The sequence below is a fragment of the Nitrospira moscoviensis genome (assembly GCF_001273775.1).
Classification (GTDB): domain Bacteria; phylum Nitrospirota; class Nitrospiria; order Nitrospirales; family Nitrospiraceae; genus Nitrospira_D; species Nitrospira_D moscoviensis.
This window is the reverse complement of sequence record NZ_CP011801.1, coordinates 4,150,408-4,162,601: the sequence shown is the minus strand read 5'-3', so window position 1 is coordinate 4,162,601 and position 12,194 is coordinate 4,150,408. Positions and strand designations below refer to the sequence as shown.

The following is a 12,194-nucleotide window of genomic DNA, read 5'->3' as shown; positions in this document are numbered from 1 at the left end:
ATCCGAGGAGATATTATCAGTCCTGCCTCCGATCCTCACGACTGGGAAGCACTCGGCGCGTGAAGCTGTTGCTCGATACCCATGTATTCCTCTGGAGCGTACTTGCCCCGGATAATTTATCACCGAAGGTGAGAGCTGTTTTTGCGGAAGACCGTAACGAGTTATGGGTCTCACCGATCACTGTCTGGGAAGTACATCTCTTGGCCGAAAAAGGGCGAGTAGAGTTGGCTCCACACCCGCGTGGCTGGCTTGAACGTGTGTTAAGCGCCATTCCGTTCCGAGAAGCGACACTGACGCACGCGGTTGCGCTGCAGAGTCGACAACTCAATCTGCCACATCAGGATCCAGCCGATCGATTTCTCGCGGCCTCGGCAATCGTATACGAGTTGACCTTGGTCACGGCCGACCACCGGCTCCTGTCAACTGGTGCATGCCCGACACTGCCGGCACGATGAGTAGCTCTTTCAGGCGTGTAGCGGGGCCTTCTGCGTTCACCCTCTCTTTCGCATTGATTTCTTCCCGCCGGAATTCTACACTGGCGAGCCTTCCTAAGAGGACATAATGGATCAGGAGTCCCTGGAACAAATACGACAGATTCTGACGGAAGCCACGCAAGGCCTCCGTGCGGAAATGACAGGAGCGACGCTAACCCTCCGTACAGAGATGCAAGCCGGATTAGCAGAAGTCCGTCAAGGGATGACCGACGGGCTGACGGAGGTCCGTCGGGAGGTCCAAGGCGTCCGGACGGACCTTGGGCAGGAAATCCGGGGCGTGAGATCGGACCTTGGGGAGGAGATCCAGGGCGTGGGAACGGACCTTGGGCAGGAGATCCAAGGCGTCAGGACCGAACTCCGCCAGGAAATCCAGGGGGTCCGGACGGACCTTGGGCAGGAAGTCCAAGGGGTCCGGACGGACCTTGGGCAGGAGATCCAGGGCGTGAGAACGGACCTTGGGCAGGAGATCCAAGGGGTCCGGACGGACCTTGGGCAGGGGATCCAGGGCGTGAGAACAGAACTCCTCCAGGAAATCCAGGGGGTGAGAACGGACCTTGGGCAGGAGATCCAAGGCGTCAGCACAGAACTCCGCAGGGAGATCATCGCAGCATCGGAAGAAAACAAGCGGCATGCCGGCATCCTTCATGAGGATCTGCAGTACAAGCTTGAATTGGTGATTGAAGGGCATCAAGGACTCCGTCAAGAGATTCACGAGGTGAGTGAGAAAATCGACCGCGAGTCACGCGAGACCCGCGCGCTGCTGCGGGCCTCTTACCAGGAACTTCACCAACGGGTCGAGCACTTGGAGCAAAGATCGTAAGGCAGCGCACCGCCGCCCATCTTCGTAACCTAAGCTGGTTTGCTTTCCCCCGTGAACGATCTCACGCAGCACCTTCAGCACCACTTCGGTTTTGCCGGCTTCCGGCCCGGCCAGGAAGAGGTGATTCGCGCCGTGTTGGCGCGGCGCGATGTCTTGACTGTGATGCCGACCGGCCAGGGGAAATCGTTGTGCTATCAATTGCCGGCCACGCTGTTGCCCGGCTTGACCGTGGTCGTGTCGCCGCTCATCGCCCTGATGCAGGATCAAGTCGAGAGCCTCAGGAAACGAGACATCGCCGCGGTGGCGTTTCACTCCGGTCTGCCGGACGACGAGCGCGAGCGGGTGATCCAAGCCTTGCGTCTGCAGCGGCTCAAGCTCCTGTATCTCGCCCCCGAGCGCATGCAACACGAAGGCTTTCTTCGCCTGTTGCGACCGTGCCTGGTGTCCCTGCTCGTGGTGGATGAAGCCCACTGTATCTCGCAATGGGGACACAATTTCCGGCCGGACTACATGAAGCTGGGCCACTTGCGCGTCGAGCTGCACCGCCCGCCCTGCCTGGCGCTGACCGCCACCGCGACTCCGCGGGTGCAGACGGATATCTGCGAGCGGCTCAGCTTGCAGGAGCCGCTGCGCCTCATCACCGGCTTCCGCCGGCCGAATCTCGGTCTGTCGGTGCGGCGCTGCGTATCGCGGGAGGAGAAGTTCGAGGCCCTTCATACGTTGCTGCGTTCGACGGAATCCGGCAGCGTCATCGTCTACTGCGCCACTCGGCGCGCAGTGGAAGAGGTCGCCGCGGCGCTCGATCGAGTCCCCGGCAGAGCCGCCTTCTACCATGCCGGACTTGCCGACGAAGAACGAAGCCAAGTCCAGGACGACTTCCAGCGCGGCGCGGTACGGATCCTGGTCGCGACGAACGCCTTCGGCATGGGGATCGATAAGTCGGATGTGCGCATGGTCGTGCATTTCGATATCCCCGGGAGCGTGGAAGCCTATTACCAGGAAGCCGGCCGGGCCGGGCGCGACGGCCGGCCGGCCCGGTGCGTGATTCTGTTTCAAGAGCGGGACATCGGCACGCAGGAATTTTTCATTCAGCAGGCGGCCAAAGAACCGGGCGAGCAAGGGCAGGCGGAGCGGATGCGCGCCTTGCTGAAGGACATGGTGCGGTACGCCTCCGGCATGGCCTGCCGCCAATTGGATATTCTGAACTATTTCGGCGATACGGCGGAGAGCGCGCTCGGCCCCTGCGGCCAATGCGACCGTTGTCTCGACCCGCCCGTCCTGGTGGAAGCGAAGGGCGGCGCGGAGGTCGAGTGCGCGCGAGCGGTCCTGCGCGGCGTCTCGCGCCTGAACGGCCGCTTCGGCGTCACCACCATCGTGGAGATGCTGCGGGGCAGCAGAGCCAAAGCGATCCTCGCGCGCGGGTTGGACCGGTACCCGGGCTACGGGGATCTCCGAGGCTGGCGCCAACCGGCCGTCACCCGCATCGTCCGCCGCCTCGTGGCCTCGGATCACCTGCGCATCGACGGGACGGAGTATCCGGTCGTGGAGATCACGGCAACCGGCATGCAGATGCTGGCAGGCTCCGTTCCGTTGGTCTGGCAGGAAGAACGGCCGGTGCAGAAGGAGCAGCCCCGCGAGCAGCCGGCCGGGACACCGGCTTCTCCGCCGTCGCCCGCAACAGGGCTGGCGCGCGATCCGGAGCTGTTCGAACGGCTGCGGGCGCTGCGCCGGGAGCTGGCTCATGAGGAAGGCGTCGCGCCCTTCGTGATCTTCCACGACAAGACGCTGCGCGAAATCGCCGGCCGCAAGCCGGAGACACGCGAGGCGCTCTTGGAAATTCCCGGCATCGGTGATGCGAAGGCCGACCGCTACGGCCGGCGGGTGCTGGCGGTGGTGAAGGGAACGGGGTAGCGGTCAGCTATCAGAATCTCCTATTCCGTCCCCCTGGATGGGGGAGGGTAACCAAGAGCTGATAGCTATTTTAGATTCCCCGCCTTCGCGAACCGTTCCTGCAGCTCCGCATAGCTTTGCGTCACCGGAAATTGCGGGAACTCTTTCGGCAGGTGGGCGGGCGGCCGGAAGAAAAAGCCGGCGTCGGCTTCGGCGAGCATGGCCGTGTCGTTATAGGCGTCGCCGGCGGCCATGGTGAAGAAGTTCAGCGCTTTGAAGGCGGCGACCGAGTGTTTCTTCTGGTTCTGCATCCGCATCTGATGGCTCAGGATCTTGCCATCGGTGCCGATTTCGAGCTGGTTGCAGAAGAGTGTCGGATAGCCCAACTGCCGCATGAGCGGCAGGGCGAACTGATAAAAGGTATCGGACAAAATAATGACCTGGCAGCGTTCGCGGAGCCAGGCGATAAACTCGACGGCGCCCTCGAGAGGACCCATTTTGTCGATCACATTTTGAATGTCGGTGATCGTCAGTTTGTGCTCGTCGAGAATCGCCAGCCGCTGCTTCATCAACTTGTCATAGTCCGGCATCTCGCGGGTGGTGATCTTCAGCGCCTCGATGCCGGTCTTCAACGCGACGTTGATCCAGATTTCCGGCACCAGCACGCCTTCCAGGTCCAAGCACGCGATCACGGGTTTTTGCATAGCAGCTCCATTAGTGATGAGTGATCAGTGATGCGTGATGGGTTAACCGTGAGGTGCGGAGATGATGAGCTGCTCATGCTCATCACCCATCACCCATCACTTCTGTTGAAACGCCGCGCTCAGAAAGCGCCACACTTTATCGAGAAGCCGGTCGAGCAACTGTGGGCCCTGCCACGTTGAGACATTCTCATTCTGGTGCCGCTCCGCCCAGTCCAGGGCGGCCGGCAGCGGAATCAGCCGGGCCGGACTGTTCGTCACGTCGCCCCAGAGGAGACTCAACGCCGGGCCGACGCGCACGGGCACGGGAAGCTGTTCGACCGGATTGTGCACGAGATCCTGGCACCACTCGGCGGGCGAGGTGACCAGCAATTCTCTACAGGCCGCGGGGCGTTCCTCGTAGAGGGAACACAGTTCGTCTTCGAGAAACGGGCAGGCCATCCGCAGCGCGTAATAGTCGCGATTGATCGGCTCCAGCGCCGCATCGTCCGGCGGCTCCATGGTCTCTCCCATTTCCAGCAAACGATGCCAAAGCCCGTGGGCCAGCAGGACGGACTTCGCCTGCGCGAACCGTTCGCCGATGCGCCGTTGCCGGTCAGGTGGTAACGAACGGACAGAGTCGCGCAATGCGAACGCTTCCGGCGGCGACAACGGCACCATCATGCGGCAGCAGGCGGCGCAGCCTTTCCGGCAGGAGAGGTCCCTGCCCTTTTCGAGGGACCGCGCTTGCTCCAGCGCCTGCGCGTGTTCTCCCAATCGCCGGGCCAGGGGCACGAGCGCCGTCACCGGCACGAACCCCGTCGGCACCTCAACCGACGTGGTGATCTGTCCGGCGGGAGTGTTCAGCGCGATCTCGTATCGCTCGGTGGATTGGGAGGCCATGCGTGATGCAACTTGTGCGTAAGACGCGTCATCATAGAGAACGGTTCGCCGGCCGGTCAACCCGGCGCGGGCTAGGCTGTGGCTTGCTCCCCGTAAACAGAAGCTCGATAATGCGTGAAACAGGAAGAGCGTGATGCCGTTCTCCGGTCATCTCATCGGACTCCTGAAAGAATACATGCACGATCTTGTCATGCAGGCCGAACAGGAGGCGGGCGCGCAGGAGCGATTCGGCTTGTCCGCCGAGCGCTATCGGCCGGATCAAGCGCTATCGGACCTGCTCGCCCTGCTGGACGACCGGATCGAATCGGAAGGCATACAGGTGGGACTGCCTGATGGATTTCTGCATGAGATGTGGACGCTCTGCAATGAAGCCGGACACCAAGTACAGGAACGGGTTTGGCTGGAGGTCAATGCCGGGCACGAGCCGCCGAGCAAGGCTCGGACGAGGGCGTTGACCTATCGCGCGCTGATTCAGTTCATGGAGGCACGGAATCGGGAACATACGGGGAGTGCGTGATATGGCGGGCAGAGACACGAAGAAGGCGCGGACACGCCGCTATTGGCTGATGAAGTCGGAGCCGTCCGTCTTTTCGATCGACGATCTGGCTGCGTCGCCCAAGCAGACGACAAGCTGGGACGGGGTCCGGAATTACCAGGCCCGCAACTTCATGCGTGAAATGGAGCCGGGGGACCAGATATTGTTCTATCACAGCAACGCGGACCCCCCGGCGATCGCCGGCATTGCGGAAGTGGTGAAGCAAGCCTATCCCGATCCCACCCAGTTCGACAAGAAGGATACGCACTACGATCCCGCCAGCGATCCCGGCGCTCCCCGCTGGGAGATGGTGGACATCAAGTTCGTGCGGAAGTTCACGCAGCCCCTGGCGCTGGATCGCCTGCGGGAGGAATCACAGTTGAAAGGAATGGTGCTGCTGCGGAAAGGATCACGCCTCTCGGTCCAGCCGGTCGCCGAGAAAGAGTGGAATCACATTATGAAGTTGGCGGGGCGCTAACGGTGCTCAGTTCTTGCAGAATGGTCAAACAGGTCATCCTGCAAGGCCGCAGAGAGCGGGGCGACCGAGGCGTACCCGCAGGGTACGTCGCAGGGAGGCACGCGACCGAGAACGCCGCAGGTGGCCTGTTTCACCATTCTGCTAAGTACTGGCCTTCCCATCATCTAAGTAGCGATGCTGCCAATCCAGCCAGGCATGACCCAGCTCGTGGGCGAGGATATAGCGGCGGCGCGTGACGGGGAGGCGGCGGCGGATATAGATGATCTTGTTTTCGTCGTCCCAAATGCCGTCCGCATTGGGGTCGCGTCGATCCATTTCGGCATCGGACAGTTGTCGGACGGAGATACGATAGCCGAACGGCAGGACCACCCGGCTCGGGATGCGCAACATGGTCTTTCGTTCTTTGAGCATCGTGCCCATCGGATCAGCCTTTCGCTGTGCCCGTTAGCGTACCATAAACCGCCGGCCGGACGCCCTGGTTAAATATCCAGTTTTAACAATAACTTAGGATGATTCTCGTGCCGTCACTTCTTCTCTCCCGTGCAGGTGCCCGCTGTTCCTTCCCCATAGAAAATTGTGTAATATCACCGCCATGGAATCATTGGTGACCGACGAAACAGGACAGGCCTATCCCGCCACGGTGAGGCTCGTTGGCGTGAAGATCAGGGATTGCGGCGAGGTGAAGAAGCTGGACGCGAAGGGTGTCAGTCTACGTCGCGGCGATCGAGTCTTGCTGGAGGTGGACGGCGATGTGACCTATGGGGTCGTGTACAGCGAGCCCTCTCCGACCCCCTTCGCGCCTCCCATGCGGGTGATGAAATCGATCTTGCGCAAGGCCAATCAGGAAGAAGCTTCCCTCATCACACGGCTGGAGCGACTGTCCCAAGAAGCCACCGCCTATTGCCGGGTGAAGGCGGCGGAGTTCAAACTCAACATGAAACTGGTGGAAGTCTATGGCGCGATGCAGCGGCGCCAGCTCACCTTCGTCTACACCGCGGACGAGCGCATCGATTTTCGGGAGCTCGTCCGCGATCTGGCCCGGCGATTCGGCGGGCGGATCGAAATGCGCCAGGTGGGGGCGCGCGAGGAAGCGAGACGGTTGGGCGGCATCGACACGTGCGGGTTGGTGCTCTGCTGCGCCAGCTTCTTGACGGACGTGAAGCCTGTCACGGTGAAACAGGCGCGGAGTCTCGGCCTGGCGGTGGAAGACCCCCGGCTGCTGGGCGTCTGCGGGCGGCTCAAGTGCTGCCTGATGTTCGAAATGATGGACGCCCAGGGCAGCGGAGCAGGCCAGGGGCTGATCACTCCCGATAAAAGCGCGCCGCGCCCTCCATCCGGCCGCCCATCCTGACGCCGGGTCCTTCCTGTTCGCGAATCCCCCTCCGTTTCTCCCGGAACGCGGTATAATCACCTTCAGCCGGGAGGTCTGCGATGCATCGCGTGCTGGTCCTCGGCGCGGGGAAAATCGGTTCGCTCGTCACCTGCCTGCTCGCCGAGCACGGAGACTACGAGATTCATCTGGGCGATATCACCCTCGACGCCCCCAAGCATCTGGTCGAAGACCTGGGACTGTCGCGGGTCACACCCTGCATGCTGGACGTCCGGCATCCCGATGCCGTGAGCACCTACCTGTCCGCCCATCCGGTGGATGCGATCGTCTCCAGCCTGCCGTATTTCTGCAATCCCACCGTCGCCGGCCTGGCCCTGACGCACCAGCTCCACTACTTCGACCTGACGGAAGATGTGGAGGTGACGAACCAAGTGCGCGTTCTGAGCGCCGGGGCGTCCCGCGCCTTCGTGCCGCAATGCGGCCTGGCGCCGGGGTTCATCAGCATCGTCGCGCACGAGCTCATGACGCATTTTCAGACGATCGATACGGTCAAGATGCGCGTCGGCGCCTTGCCGGTTCACCCCAGCAACGCCCTGAAGTATTCGCTCACCTGGTCCACCGACGGCCTCATCAACGAATATGGGAACACGTGCTATGGCATCGAAGCGGGCGAGAAGGTGCCGCTGCTGCCGCTCGAAGGCTATGAGACCATCGAGTTGGACGGGTTGCTGTACGAAGCCTTCAATACGTCGGGCGGCTTGGGTACGCTGGCGGACAGTTCGGTCGGGCACGTGCGGACGATGAACTACAAGACGCTGCGGTATCCCGGTCACTGCGAAAAGATCCATCTGCTGATGAAGGATTTGAAGCTCAATGAAGACCGGGAGACGCTGAAGCGCATTCTGGAGCGCGCCATTCCGCAAACTTTGCAGGACGTCGTGCTCGTCTATGCGTCGGTCAGCGGCACGAAAGAAGAAGGGTTTTTCGAGGAGAACTACGTGAAGAAGATTTATCCGCAGTGCATCAAAGGCCGTCTCTGGTCGGCCATCCAGGTCACGACCGCCTCGAGCCTCTGCTGCGTGGTCGACCTCGTTCTCGCCAGCCCGGGCACGTACCAGGGCTTCGTGACCCAAGAGTCGATCCCATTGAAGGATTTTCTCGCCAACGACTTCGGAGCCTGTTTTCGATGACGTCGATCCCGGACATTCTGGAAGAGCTCGGCTTGAGCGACGTCAATGCGGGCGGCGGCACGGGCCGATGGTGGGCCGCCGGCGAGCGGGACCGCCTCATCGAGTCCGTCAATCCGGCGACGGGGCAGCCGATCGCCGCCGTCCGGCCCTGCACGCCGGACGATTACCGGCGGATCGTCCGGGATGCCGCCGAGGCCTTCGCCCGCTGGCGGATGGTGCCGGCGCCGAAACGCGGCGAATGTGTCCGGCTCATCGGCGAGGCCTTGCGGGACAAGAAAGATCGGCTCGGCACTCTCGTTTCGCTCGAAGTCGGCAAGATCAAGGCCGAGGGCGACGGCGAGGTGCAGGAGATGATCGACATGGCCGATTTCGCCGTGGGACAGTCGCGCATGCTGGCCGGCCTGACGCTGCAGTCCGAGCGAGCCCGCCACCGCATGTTCGAGCAGTGGCATCCCTTGGGTCCCGTCGGCGTCATCACCGCCTTCAACTTTCCCGTCGCCGTGTGGGCATGGAACGCCTTCCTCGCGGCCGTCGCCGGCGACACCGTCGTCTGGAAGCCCTCCCCCAAAGCCGCGCTCTGCGCCATCGCCGTGCAGCACATCTGCAATCGCGTCATGGAGCAGGAGGGCTGGCCGGGAATTTTTTCGTTGTTCATCACCGACCGCACGGAGCTGGCTCAAGCCATGGTCGAGGACCGGCGGCTCCCGCTCATCTCATTTACCGGCTCGGTGCCCGTCGGACGGCAAGTGGCTTCGACGGTCGCGCGGCGGCTGGGACGGACCTTGCTGGAGCTCAGCGGCAACAACGCCGTCATCGTCGACGAGACGGCCGATATGGATCTGGCGGTCCGGGCTATCCTGTTCGGCGCGGTCGGCACGGCCGGCCAACGGTGTACGACGACCAGGAGGCTCTTCGTGCAGGAGTCCCGCTACGAGCAGCTCATCAAGCGGCTGGTGCAGGCCTATGAGCAGGTCCATATCGGCGATCCGCTCAAAGACGGCGTGCTCATGGGGCCGCTCATCGACCGGGCCGCCGTCGAAGGCTATCGCGCCGCCATCGATGAAGCCAAGCAAGAAGGGGGCCGGGTCCTCTATGGAGGGCGCGTCCTGGAGGGCCCCGGCTTTTTTGTCGAGCCGACCATCATGACCGCGAAGCCCGAGTGGCCGGTGATGCAGCGGGAAACCTTCGCGCCGATCCTCTACGTGACGACGTACCGGACGTTGGAGGAAGCGATCGGGATGCAGAACAACGTGCCGCAAGGGCTCTCCTCCGCGCTCTTCACGAATCATCTCCGGCACAGCGAGCAGTTTCTTTCGGCGGCCGGCAGCGATTGCGGCATTGCAAACGTCAATTTAGGCACGTCCGGAGCGGAGATCGGCGGCGCGTTCGGTGGCGAGAAGGAAACCGGCGGAGGGCGGGAAGCCGGCTCAGACGCCTGGAAAGCCTACATGCGGCGCCAAACGAACACCATTAATTGGGGCACCGACCTGCCGCTGGCGCAGGGGATTCGATTCGGGGAGTGAAGCGTGAAGCGGTATGCGTGAAGCGTGAAACGTCTTCTGCCGAGTGCCGAGTGACGTTTGACGTATGGCGAAAAAGGAGCAGCCGTCATGGATCTCGCCGCGCAACTGGATCAGCTCATCGAAAAGATGGTGGCGGACTATCTCGCGCAGAACAAGGCGGCTTCGGTTCTCAAAGATATGTTGGATGCCGCCGGCGTGGGCTTCTGGCCGGTCGTCGATCACCTGACGTTGCGGACCTCGGACATCGACCGGCGCGCCAAACAGTTTACCGATCTGGGCTACGCCTACAGCGAAACGCTGCACTTCGACGATTGGTACGCCAAGGTGTACCGCAAGACCGGCTACCCGGCATTGTTCGTCGATCAGGCCTATCCGGACGATCGCGGCAAGACCAGCATCATCCCCGGCTGGGTCATCACGTTCGGCGATCAGGCGTTCCATCATATCGCGGTGCGCGTGGAAGACATCGAACGGGCGATCGCCACGCTCAAGGCCAAAGGGATCGTGTTCACCGGCTCGATCGTCGGCGAGCGGGGAGGGCCGCTCCGGCAGATCTTTTCGGCACCCGAGCTGCGCGATGGCCAGGCCTATTCCGTGCTGGAGCTGGCAGAACGCCACCGAGGCTACCAGGGGTTTTCCCCGCCGCAGGCCGACAGTTTGATGAAGTCGAGCGCCGGCAGATAGTCGGTTCTCATCTCCGCCGGACGACCCAGCCGAATCCAATTGCATCCAGCCGAATCCTTTCTGATTCTCTTCCCTCGCGAATACTTTGAACGGCGGTTCCCACCTGTTCCGCAGTAGATCCGTTCGGTCTCTTTCATAAAACAAGTATTTGTGACCGGCGGGACTCCTTTCGGTAGCCGCGCCTCTTGAACGGTATTGCTGTTGCACAGCGTGTCGCAGGTCCGGCAGTGAGAGCAATGCGTCGCAAGGGAGGTGGACGATGGGCCCTATCGGTCGCCTGTGGACTGCCGCGTGCGTCTTCACTTTGGCGGCCATGCCGCACCTTCCTACAGCGGCATTCGCACAAGCCTTTCGGATTCAAGGGCAGGGGGCGGTAGCCCAAGGACAAAGCAACGCCTTCTCCGCCCAAGCGGATGATCCTTCCGCGATCCATTACAACCCCGCCGGCATTACGCAATTGGAAGGCATTCAGACTTCCTTCGGCACGTCGCTGATCGGCGGCGGCGTCTCCTACACCAGCCCGACCGGCGTGCAGGCGAGCGGCGACCGGGGCGGCAGCGTCGCCTGGCCGCCGCCCAGTTATTTCTATGCCACCGCTCGCGTGAAAGATTTGGGGATCGGATGGCTGGGCGACACCACCTTGGGCATCGGCCTCAACGTGCCGTTCGGGTCGCTGGTGGAGTATCCGCCGAACGGGCCGTTTCGATTTGCGACGGTGGCTTCCACGCTTCCTCTGATGGATATCAAGCCGACGATCGCCTATCGGTTCAACGATCAGCTCTCCTTCGGGCTGGGGGCCGACATCTACACGTTCACCGGCTTGTTCGGCGAAGGGCACGCCGAGCAGCGCTTTGTGGCGCCTCCCACCGGTCTGCCCGGAGGAATTCCTGCAAATAGTTCCGTAGAGCTGTTCGGCAAGGATACCGCCGCCGGGTTCAACGTGAGTCTGCTCTATACGCCGTTCAGAAATGCCGAGGGGCTGCCGCTCGTCAACGTCGGCTTCGTCTATCGATCCCAGGCGACGCTCCATCTCGACGGAGCGGTGCTGGCGAACGGCGCGTTGGTTTCCAACGCAACGACCACGCTGGTGCTGCCGCAAGTCTTTACCGGCGCAATGGCGATCTGGCCCGTTCGCGAGCCGCATCGTGAATGGAAGCTGGAGTTGGACGTCGACTACGTCGGCTGGCGATCCAATCGCAACCTGAACATTGTGATGGCCAACGGGGCCACCATACCGAACCCGCAAAACTGGCGGAACGTGCCGGTATACAACATCGGGACGGAGTATCGCTGGCTCCAGATGGAGCGCCTTCCCCATTGGGAGATCGCGGCACGGGCCGGGTATTCCTATGTGCAGAATCCCGCCCCCGACGCCACGTTCAGCCCCGCCGTCCCATCGTTGGATTACAACTCGGTCACGGCCGGCGTGAGCTTCGTGTGTAAGGAACACGCGACAGTGTTTGGATTATTCGCATGCGGGGAAGGCGGCCGGTTCGTTCCGAAGGTGATCGAGCTGTCGCTGGCGTATCAGCATTTGTTCTATGAGCCTCGGAGGATTACCGGAAATCAGAATCAGACAGTCAACGGCAACTGGGGCCAGACGGCCTACGTGGGCGGCATCGAGCTGCGCATGAGGTACTAAGCTCGCCTCCTGGCGCCCGCCGATT

13 protein-coding genes are annotated in these 12,194 nt (G+C 62.2%); 10 read left to right on the top strand and 3 right to left on the bottom strand.

Annotation, left to right across the window (positions count from 1 at the left end; genetic code table 11):
• Positions 1-59 precede the first annotated feature (59 nt).
• The 3 genes from NITMOv2_RS25220 (at position 60) to NITMOv2_RS20315 (ending at position 3,225) form a co-directional block, all read left to right on the top strand.
• Entirely contained in the window at positions 60-455 is a 396-nt protein-coding gene (locus NITMOv2_RS25220; protein ID WP_083448253.1) for a type II toxin-antitoxin system VapC family toxin, read from the top strand.
• Between the two features lie 241 nt (positions 456-696).
• Entirely contained in the window at positions 697-1,314 is a 618-nt protein-coding gene (locus NITMOv2_RS20320) for a hypothetical protein (RefSeq protein WP_145976452.1), read from the top strand.
• A 51-nt stretch (positions 1,315-1,365) separates the two neighbouring features.
• Positions 1,366-3,225, top strand: a complete 1,860-nt coding sequence (locus NITMOv2_RS20315; protein WP_053381595.1) for a RecQ family ATP-dependent DNA helicase — start codon at positions 1,366-1,368, stop codon at positions 3,223-3,225.
• Between the two features lie 65 nt (positions 3,226-3,290).
• Here the strand turns inward: NITMOv2_RS20315 and thrH are convergent, their stop codons facing one another.
• Both thrH and NITMOv2_RS20305 read right to left on the bottom strand, forming a co-directional pair.
• A complete protein-coding gene (thrH, locus tag NITMOv2_RS20310; protein WP_053381594.1) occupies positions 3,291-3,908 on the bottom strand; it encodes a bifunctional phosphoserine phosphatase/homoserine phosphotransferase ThrH in 618 nt (205 codons plus the stop codon).
• Positions 3,909-4,004: 96 nt separating this feature from the next.
• On the bottom strand, positions 4,005-4,787 hold the full coding sequence (locus tag NITMOv2_RS20305) for a YkgJ family cysteine cluster protein (RefSeq protein WP_053381593.1): 783 nt from the start codon (positions 4,785-4,787) through the stop codon (positions 4,005-4,007).
• A 133-nt stretch (positions 4,788-4,920) separates the two neighbouring features.
• On the opposite strand from NITMOv2_RS20305, the gene NITMOv2_RS20300 reads away from it, so the two are divergent.
• Both NITMOv2_RS20300 and NITMOv2_RS20295 read left to right on the top strand, forming a co-directional pair.
• Positions 4,921-5,304, top strand: a complete 384-nt coding sequence (locus NITMOv2_RS20300; protein WP_053381592.1) for a hypothetical protein — start codon at positions 4,921-4,923, stop codon at positions 5,302-5,304.
• Position 5,305: 1 nt separating this feature from the next.
• Complete coding sequence (locus NITMOv2_RS20295; RefSeq protein ID WP_053381591.1) at positions 5,306-5,800, top strand: EVE domain-containing protein; 495 nt, start codon at positions 5,306-5,308, stop codon at positions 5,798-5,800.
• Positions 5,801-5,941: 141 nt separating this feature from the next.
• Here the strand turns inward: NITMOv2_RS20295 and NITMOv2_RS20290 are convergent, their stop codons facing one another.
• Entirely contained in the window at positions 5,942-6,220 is a 279-nt protein-coding gene (locus NITMOv2_RS20290) for an ImmA/IrrE family metallo-endopeptidase (RefSeq protein WP_053381590.1), read from the bottom strand.
• A gap of 184 nt (positions 6,221-6,404) precedes the next feature.
• On the opposite strand from NITMOv2_RS20290, the gene NITMOv2_RS20285 reads away from it, so the two are divergent.
• The 5 genes from NITMOv2_RS20285 to NITMOv2_RS20265 all read left to right on the top strand — a co-directional run bounded on the left by NITMOv2_RS20285 (position 6,405) and on the right by NITMOv2_RS20265 (position 12,169).
• Positions 6,405-7,151, top strand: a complete 747-nt coding sequence (locus NITMOv2_RS20285) for a PSP1 domain-containing protein (RefSeq protein ID WP_187299294.1) — start codon at positions 6,405-6,407, stop codon at positions 7,149-7,151.
• Positions 7,152-7,231: 80 nt separating this feature from the next.
• Positions 7,232-8,320, top strand: coding sequence for a saccharopine dehydrogenase family protein (locus tag NITMOv2_RS20280; protein WP_053381588.1), 1,089 nt, complete (start codon positions 7,232-7,234; stop codon positions 8,318-8,320).
• Positions 8,317-9,843 (top strand): L-piperidine-6-carboxylate dehydrogenase, encoded by a 1,527-nt coding sequence (gene amaB / locus NITMOv2_RS20275; protein WP_053381587.1) that lies wholly within the window; start codon positions 8,317-8,319, stop codon positions 9,841-9,843. The genes NITMOv2_RS20280 and amaB overlap by 4 nt, the downstream gene beginning before the upstream one ends.
• Positions 9,844-9,930: 87 nt before the next feature.
• Positions 9,931-10,527: a VOC family protein gene (locus NITMOv2_RS20270; protein WP_053381586.1), complete on the top strand. Its 597-nt coding sequence runs from the start codon at positions 9,931-9,933 to the stop codon at positions 10,525-10,527.
• 259 nt (positions 10,528-10,786) lie between these two features.
• Positions 10,787-12,169: an OmpP1/FadL family transporter gene (locus NITMOv2_RS20265; RefSeq protein ID WP_053381585.1), complete on the top strand. Its 1,383-nt coding sequence runs from the start codon at positions 10,787-10,789 to the stop codon at positions 12,167-12,169.
• Positions 12,170-12,194 lie beyond the last annotated feature (25 nt).

Bases quoted from the DNA above. Each gene is read 5' to 3' on its own strand.
- NITMOv2_RS20295 (WP_053381591.1), top strand. From the start codon at position 5,306: ATGGCGGGCAGAGACACGAAGAAGGCGCGGACACGCCGCTATTGGCTG.
- NITMOv2_RS20270 (WP_053381586.1), top strand. From the start codon at position 9,931: ATGGATCTCGCCGCGCAACTGGATCAGCTCATCGAAAAGATGGTGGCG.
- thrH (WP_053381594.1), bottom strand. From the start codon at position 3,908: ATGCAAAAACCCGTGATCGCGTGCTTGGACCTGGAAGGCGTGCTGGTG.
- NITMOv2_RS20320 (WP_145976452.1), top strand. From the start codon at position 697: ATGACCGACGGGCTGACGGAGGTCCGTCGGGAGGTCCAAGGCGTCCGG.
- amaB (WP_053381587.1), top strand. From the start codon at position 8,317: ATGACGTCGATCCCGGACATTCTGGAAGAGCTCGGCTTGAGCGACGTC.
- NITMOv2_RS20265 (WP_053381585.1), top strand. From the start codon at position 10,787: ATGGGCCCTATCGGTCGCCTGTGGACTGCCGCGTGCGTCTTCACTTTG.
- NITMOv2_RS20280 (WP_053381588.1), top strand. From the start codon at position 7,232: ATGCATCGCGTGCTGGTCCTCGGCGCGGGGAAAATCGGTTCGCTCGTC.
- NITMOv2_RS20290 (WP_053381590.1), bottom strand. From the start codon at position 6,220: ATGGGCACGATGCTCAAAGAACGAAAGACCATGTTGCGCATCCCGAGC.
- NITMOv2_RS20305 (WP_053381593.1), bottom strand. From the start codon at position 4,787: ATGGCCTCCCAATCCACCGAGCGATACGAGATCGCGCTGAACACTCCC.
- NITMOv2_RS20300 (WP_053381592.1), top strand. From the start codon at position 4,921: ATGCCGTTCTCCGGTCATCTCATCGGACTCCTGAAAGAATACATGCAC.